The organism is Thiospirillum jenense, assembly GCF_014145225.1.
GTDB classification, from domain to species: domain Bacteria; phylum Pseudomonadota; class Gammaproteobacteria; order Chromatiales; family Chromatiaceae; genus Thiospirillum; species Thiospirillum jenense.
Genome location: NZ_JABVCQ010000053.1, coordinates 1 through 6,666, shown reverse-complemented (window position 1 = coordinate 6,666; position 6,666 = coordinate 1). Strand labels below are relative to the sequence as shown.

Annotated in this window: 6 protein-coding genes; 3 read left to right on the top strand and 3 right to left on the bottom strand. The window is 51.3% G+C overall.

Annotated elements, in window-relative coordinates; translation table 11 throughout:
- Window positions 1-283: hypothetical protein (locus HUK38_RS14135; protein WP_182584972.1), on the bottom strand; the 283-nt coding region annotated here is incomplete at its 3' end.
- A 143-nt stretch (window positions 284-426) separates the two neighbouring features.
- On the opposite strand from HUK38_RS14135, the gene HUK38_RS14130 reads away from it, so the two are divergent.
- Both HUK38_RS14130 and HUK38_RS14125 read left to right on the top strand, forming a co-directional pair.
- Window positions 427-639, top strand: coding sequence for a hypothetical protein (locus HUK38_RS14130; RefSeq protein WP_182584971.1), 213 nt, complete (start codon window positions 427-429; stop codon window positions 637-639).
- A complete protein-coding gene (locus HUK38_RS14125; protein ID WP_182584970.1) occupies window positions 636-917 on the top strand; it encodes a DUF2442 domain-containing protein in 282 nt (93 codons plus the stop codon). The genes HUK38_RS14130 and HUK38_RS14125 overlap by 4 nt, the downstream gene beginning before the upstream one ends.
- Before the next feature lie 56 nt (window positions 918-973).
- Here the strand turns inward: HUK38_RS14125 and HUK38_RS14120 are convergent, their stop codons facing one another.
- Window positions 974-1,546, bottom strand: a complete 573-nt coding sequence (locus HUK38_RS14120) for a Uma2 family endonuclease (RefSeq protein WP_182584969.1) — start codon at window positions 1,544-1,546, stop codon at window positions 974-976.
- Between the two features lie 14 nt (window positions 1,547-1,560).
- Here HUK38_RS14120 and HUK38_RS14115 point away from each other — a divergent pair, with 14 nt between their 5' ends.
- Window positions 1,561-5,016, top strand: a complete 3,456-nt coding sequence (locus HUK38_RS14115; protein WP_338065432.1) for a helicase-related protein — start codon at window positions 1,561-1,563, stop codon at window positions 5,014-5,016.
- Between the two features lie 17 nt (window positions 5,017-5,033).
- On the opposite strand, the gene HUK38_RS14110 is transcribed toward HUK38_RS14115, so the two are convergent.
- Window positions 5,034-6,666, bottom strand: a 1,633-nt coding sequence (locus HUK38_RS14110; RefSeq protein WP_338065431.1) for a type ISP restriction/modification enzyme, incomplete at its 5' end; no start/stop codon positions are given.

The window sequence follows — 6,666 nt, the reverse complement described above, 5'->3', positions numbered from 1 at the left end:
CTGAATCAACAAAGATCAATAGATTTTCATACACCCGCTCGGCCAGTTCATTCTGAATTGCCAAGCGCTGGTCACGTTCCGGCAAGCCATCAATTAAAAACACCACCACGCCGCCCAATTGCGCAATTTCACTCACTTGCCACGTTTGGTCATTCAGCGTTAATGCAAATGGCTCGTCATTATCCGAATAAGACCAGCCCAATTCAGCAATGAACAACTGTTGAAAATCAAAGTTTTGCAAACAATCGCGCAGGCGGTTAATGTGGAGTTGGTGATGGGACATAATAGATGCTCATACTGTAGGTTGGGTTGCGCAAGCAACCCAACAATTTGCTAAGTTGCCACCTTAGCATTATGCTATCATTCAATTCAACAGCTATTATCAATAAACGCCAACGAAACAAATGATGAGGTTAAAACGAAACCATGAATACTGATGATCTATGTATTATAAATGGCGTGGTAACGAAGATTTGTTATACAACCGTAGCGGGGCGCGCACCGCTGACACCGCATGAATTACATTTTTTTGATGAAATTGTCTCGGCACGCGCTGACGACATTATCGCAAAATGGATTGACTTTTTTGTGATGCACAAGCCAATTAAATCCGAAACGATTACCCGGAGGTTTAAATGACTGCTCAAATAATTAACATTGTGTCCGCTGTAGAAATGCGCAATTATCGTATTCAATTAACCTTTGATGACGGTACTCAACAATGCGTGGATTTCAAACCATTTCTAACTAAAGCCGTGCATCCTGATATTCGCGCTTATCTTGATCCACAGCGGTTTTCAACGTTTCGGATTGAATACGGCGAACTGGTCTGGGGCGAATATGATTTCTGCTTTCCAATGATGGATTTGTACTGTAACCAAATAGAAAAAAACGCCATCTTTGACACAGCTGCATAATGTTCATATCGAAAAAGCGCGCTGGTTATCGTTTCATCAGACCGGTGCCGCACCGCTCACTGCATCACCCGTTCATAGACATCGTGCAATAATAAACGACAGCCCAACGTATTCAACTCAATCACCGCAGTGCATTGCACATATTCCGTCAACAACCATTGCTGGTGCGCCTGGCGTTGATACTGTTCAATACGACATTCATGCTGCGCCACCAATAGATAATCCTGCACCGTTGGCACGGTGCGATAATGCAAAAACTTGGCACCGCGATCATAGGTTTCGGTGGACGCCGATAGCACTTCAATAATGACCAATGGATTGAGCAGCGTATCTACCGCCTGATCTTCAAAGAGCGGTTGACCACACACGGCCACCACATCAGGATAGGTGTACATGCCGGTTTGATTCACTTTAACCCGCATATCATTGGTATAGACTTCACACGGTTGGCCGCGCAATTGCCGATGCAATGCCGCTAATAGATTCGCGCAAATTAAATTGTGCGCTCGACTCGCCCCCACCATTGCATGAATAGCGCCGTTAATATATTCATGGCGCGTCTCCTGCTGCCGTTCCCAAATCAAATACTCCGCCGCCGTCAATTGCAATTGCGCCGGTAACGCATTCATTTTAATCTCCTATTGTGTTGCAGTGCAATTCGGTTGATAATACCGATTCATCCCCATTTTATTTGCCACCCATTCCCGCCATGCCGCGCATTTTTGACAACATCAATCAAGATTTACTCACCGCGTTATTAGAGACACTGCGCGTCGGTCATAGCGCCGATCTGTGCGTGGGTTATTTCAATTTACGCGGCTGGCAACCGCTCGGCGATGTAATTGAAGCGTGGCGCGGCGGCGACGGTCAGTGCTGCCGCGTATTGATTGGCATGATGGCGGGCGCGGCGAGTGACGAGTTGCGCACCGCCCTGCGCCAGCAAATGTCGGCAAAACCCAACAAGTTGCAATTAGACAACGCCACCGTGAAACGCGACACGCAGCAAATGGCCGCGGCCTTTCGTGACCAATTGCTGTTCCGCGCCCCGACCGCCGCCGATCACGCCACGTTGCAGCAACTGGCGCGGCAACTCACCGCCGGTCAGGTGCGGATCAAGTTGCATTTGGCCTACCCGCTCCACGCCAAGTTGTATCTAATCCACCGCCACGACGCGAATAATCCGCTCACCGGGTTTGTCGGTAGCAGCAATTTGACTGTTGCGGGTTTGCAACGGCAGGGCGAATTAAACCTCGATGTGCTAGAACACGACGCCTGTCGCAAATTAGCAACGTGGTTTGAAGAACGCTGGACGGATCGCTCGTGCGTGGACATTTCCGCCACACTGGCGCAGATCATTGATGAAAGCTGGGCGGGGGCGCGGTCGGTGCCGCCGTTCCACGTTTATTTGAAAATGGCGTGGCTGTTGTCGGCGGACGTGCGCGCCGGTTTAGCCGAATTTCACCTTCCCGCCCCGTTCGCCACCGAGTTGTTTGAATTCCAGCAAGCTGCCGTCAAGATCGCCGCACGGTATCTCAACGAGCGCGGCGGGGTGTTACTTGGTGACGTGGTCGGGTTGGGCAAATCGCTGATGGCCACCGCGCTGGTCAAGTTGTTTGAAAACGATCACGGCTGGGCGACGCTGATTATTTGCCCGAAAAATCTGGTGGGCATGTGGCAAAAAAACTACGTTGATCGCTACGAACTCAACGCCCGCGTGTTGTCACTGTCACGGGTGCCACGCGACCTGCCCGAGCGGCGCTACCGACTGGTACTGATTGATGAATCACACAATTTGCGCAACACGGACGGCAAGCGGCGGCAGGCGTTGCGCGATTACATCACCGCCAACGACAGCTACGTCATCCTGTTATCCGCCACGCCGTACAACAAAAATTACCAAGATTTAGCCGCGCAACTGGGCTTGTTTATTCGAGAAGATGCCGATGTCGGGATGCGGCCGGAGCGGTTATTAGCCGAAATGGGCGGCGAGGCGGCATTTGTCGCCAAACACCAGTGCGCGGTGCGCTCGCTCGCGGCATTTGAAAAAAGCGATTATCCCGACGATTGGCGCGATCTGATGCGCCGTTACTTGGTACGCCGCACCCGCAGTTTCATCATGCAGCATTACGCCGAACGCGAGAGCGACGGGCGCGCATTCCTGCGCTTTGCTGACGGGCAGAAATCCTATTTTCCCCAGCGCCAGCCGCGTAATGTCACCTTCGACATCCGCCCCGACGATCCCTACGCGCAACTGTACGCGCCCGAGGTGGTGGCCACGCTCAACCAATTGCACCTGCCGCGCTACGGGTTGGGCAAATATTTGCAACCGCTGCCCGCTCACCTGACCGATGAGCAGCAGCAAATCACCAAAAATCTCACTCGCGCCGGTACGCGGCTGATCGGCTTTTGTCGCACCAATTTACTCAAGCGGCTGGAGAGCGCCGGGGCGGTTTTTTTGCAATCGCTCGAACGGCATATTTTGCGTAATTTCAGTGTGTTACACGCACTTGAACAGGGACTCGACATCCCGATTGGGACGCAAGATGCCGCGCTGTTGCTGGACTTGGATGCCGATTTCGACACGTTGGCGGGGGATGCGGCGGCAGACGCTGGGGCGGCAGACGACGCGGTACTTGACACGGATGCGGCCGCCCAGTTGACGCACACCGAAGCTGCCTACCGCACCCGCGCCGCGCAACAAGATACGCACTACCGCACCCAGTACCGCAACCGCTTTCGCTGGCTACCCGCGCACCTGTTCACCGACCAACTGGCAAAGGATTTGTTAGCCGATGCGCGGGCGTTACTCGCGGTGCTGGCGCGGTGCGGGACGTGGCAGGCGACCGCGGACGCCAAATTAGCCAAATTACACGCACTGGTCACGGTCACGCATCCGACGGATAAGGTGTTGATTTTCACGCAATTTGCCGACACGGCCGAGTATTTAGCCGCCGAATTGCAAACACGCGGCGTCGCGCAGGTCGCGGTCATCACCGGCCACCGCGCCAACGCCACGTCACTGGTGCAACGCTTCGCCCCCGTCGCCAATCACCAGCGGGCGGCAGTCGCGGCCGCCGACGAGGTGCGCGTGTTAATCACCACCGACGTCTTGTCCGAGGGGCAAAATCTGCAAGACTGCGCCATCGTGGTCAATTACGACCTACCCTGGGCAATTATTCGGTTAATTCAACGAGTTGGGCGGGTAGATCGCATCGGGCAACGCGCCGCCGTGATTTGCTGCTACTCGTTCATGCCCGCGGCCGGGGTTGAGGCATTATTGCAACTGCGGCAGCGGGTACTGAGTCGTTTGCGCGACAACGCCGAGGTGGTCGGCTCAGATGAGGTGTTTTTTGACGATGCGGCGCAAATCCAACAGTGGCATGATTTATACACTGAGAGCGGGCGGGCGCTGGAGGATGTTGGCACGGATGACGATGTGGATTTGGCGTCCTATGCGTATCAAATTTGGCACAACGCCACCGCCGCGGATCCAAGTTTAGTGGCCAAAATCGAACAGTTACCCGAAATGGCGGCCGCGACCAAATCACAACCCGCGCACCGGCCGACGGCGGATGGCGTGGTGCTGTATCTGGAAACGCCGCAGGGCAACGAATTATTGGCGCGAGTGGATGCGCACGGGCGGGTGATTAGCTACTCGCAACTGGCCAATTTACAGGCGGCGGCCTGTCGCGCTGATACCACAGCGCTGGCGCTGCACCCGCACCATCACGCGCTCGTGACGCAGGGAATCGCGGCGACTGTTGCGGAAGAACAACGTAGCACTGGTGCCTTGGGGCATGTGCAGGGCGCACGGCGGCAGGCATATGAGCGCCTCAAGGTGTATCAAAAACACCACCGCCAGCGCCGTGATTTAATACCGCTGCTGGATGAAATGCTCACCATACTGTATCGCTATCCATTAACCGCTCATGCCAAAACCACTGTTAAACGGCAATTGCGTTATCGCATTGGTGATGAGGCGTTCATTGCTTTGTTAATTAAACTGTATCAAGAGCGGCGGCTGTGTGTCATTAGTAACACGGCCGATCAATCTGATGCACCGCGCTTGCGTTGTTCATTGGGAATATGGGCGGAATGAGGCGGCGCAGTTCAGCGTTATTCTGCCCATGTCAATTGCGCTAGTTGCTGCGTTTTATTCACCGTTTCGACACTCACCCGGCAGACCCGCGCCAATAACTCGATCACCTGTTCTTTATAATCGGCGAATTGATAAGTATTAAACTGTTCCCGAATGGTCGAGTCTTTGGGCGTCCGTTCCTTGTATTGATCTAATACCCATTCCAATGCCGAGCGGCTGCCGAGTTGGTATTCCCACGCAACGGCGGGAATTTCCATTAACGTCGTCGCGCTGTCTATTTCAATCGTGCCATCAGTTTTATTCGCTTTTAACCGACATTTAGGCGCAGTTTTGCTGTCATACTCAATTCGCTTTAATGGCCACGGCGGCACGGTTTCAAACTCGGTGTGCAATTGCACCAATTCACCACCAATGCGCGACCATGCCCAAAAATCGGGATGGATTGGAATACGCGGGAATTCACTTTTCAAATTGAGGGCGAATTGTTGGCGATAGCGCGGGTCGTGCAAGACGGCATAAACGTAATCAAAAATGGCGCGTTTGGTAATAGTCGTGTCGTGATACTGCTGTTGAAAATGATTTAATGACCAATCGGTGATGTTGTCGTGTTGAATGCCGTCGTCAGCATAAGTCCAAAGTGGTAAAAAATGCGGATGCTCTAATAAATCGTAGCAAGGGATTAACGAAACCGCCAATGTTTGAAATGGTTTATTTACCGGTACGCCGGAAATACCTATCACAATATTTTGATGCTTGATACCCTCTGGAAACAATTTAGGTAACTGATAAGTACGACTAATAACAATTTTATCGTGATAGAAAAAATTATTAAAATACGGGCGATAAGCACTCGACATAATGTGCGCACGTTTATGTTTTAATGACGTATTTTTAGTAAGATAAGCAATGAGTTCAGTTGTCCACTTAATGCGGCGATCCACGAATAATTCAATTGCTTGTTTTTTGTCTGATTTTTTCCAACGTACTCTTTCTGTGTTATAGAATTCAACGAGGTATTTTGTTTTATAATAGACCTCTTCTTTTGAATACCCATAAATCCAGTCATCTCGATTTGTTTTGATTCCCTGTGAATACAACTTAAAAATCACCTCCTCTGTTTTGCCCGCTTTACCGTCTTTACTTGCCACCGCCAACCAATGACTCCAATCCTCAGTTGGTTGATTTAACCATTCACCTTTTGCACTCGGTCTAATACGGCAAAACTCACCCGCTCGTTCCAATTTACGCAATGAATGATGCGTTAACCAGCGGCGTTTTTCTATAGCTAATAAAAAGTCATCCAATGCCAAATAACGAATGTGGCACTCACCTGTCTGTGTTGGATTACGCACTAAAAATGTAATGGCGACGCCGGTTTGAATACCAAATACATTATGCTGTGTACCAGAGATTTTAGGATTTTTGCGCACATCACTCATTAAATCTACAATCCAAATCTCCTGAAATTCCATTGCCAATACTTTGCGCAATCCATCCGCCTGCCGCGCATCTAAATACGAACGATTGGTAATAAAACCAACAATTCCATACTCCCCAATTCGATCCGACGCCCAGCGCAAAAAGCGCACGAATGGATCGTACAATTTAGTTTTTTGCGCGGTACTCGCCGCTAGATACGTTTCTTTAATC